The sequence below is a fragment of the Paracraurococcus lichenis genome (assembly GCF_030657435.1).
GTDB lineage: Bacteria > Pseudomonadota > Alphaproteobacteria > Acetobacterales > Acetobacteraceae > Paracraurococcus > Paracraurococcus lichenis.
Genome location: NZ_JAUTWS010000415.1, coordinates 1 through 626 on the forward strand (window position 1 = coordinate 1; position 626 = coordinate 626).

1 protein-coding gene is annotated in these 626 nt (G+C 67.6%); it reads left to right on the plus strand.

Annotation, left to right across the window (positions count from 1 at the left end; all coding sequences use genetic code 11):
- Positions 1-117: 117 nt before the first annotated feature.
- Positions 118-626, plus strand: a 509-nt coding sequence (locus Q7A36_RS40575; protein ID WP_305109454.1) for a transposase, incomplete at its 3' end; no start/stop codon positions are given.

Sequence of the window (626 nt, forward strand, 5' to 3'; positions counted from 1 at the left end):
GGCTCTTGATGGGATCCGGGGTGATGAGCTGAGGCCCGGGTAGCGTGCCTGGGGCCGGTCTGTGATGATGCGCGACGACGGGACGGCGAACCGGCCCTCCCCAGGAGCGTCGGCATCATGGCTGCACCAGATCTGGTCAACCTCTCGGCGCTGATCGACGACGCCAAATGCTTTGCCTTGGTGCGCCAGCACCGTTGGCCGGATGGGGTGCACTGCCCTGCCTGCGGCAGCGGTGGCGTGGTGCGAGACGGCTTCGACGAGACCCAGGCGCATCGGCAGCGGTATCGTTGCAAGTCGTGCACCAGGCGCTTCGACGACCTCACTGGCACAGTGCTGGCCGGCCATCACCAGCCGCTGCGGGTCTGGGTGCTGTGCCTGTACTTCATGGGGCTGAACCTCTCGAACCGCCAAATTGCTCAGGAGCTGGGCCTCGACGGGTCCGATGTGCAGGCTATGACCGAACAACTGCGCAGCGGCCTGGTCGCCAAGACCCCGCCCGTGCGGCTGGAGGGCGAGGTCGAGATCGACGAGGTCTACGTCGTGGCCGGACACAAAGGCCAGTTTGCGGCGGTGGCCAAAAGGGGCGGCCTGGACGCTGCCGCAGACTGGCGGGAGCGCCGGGCCGA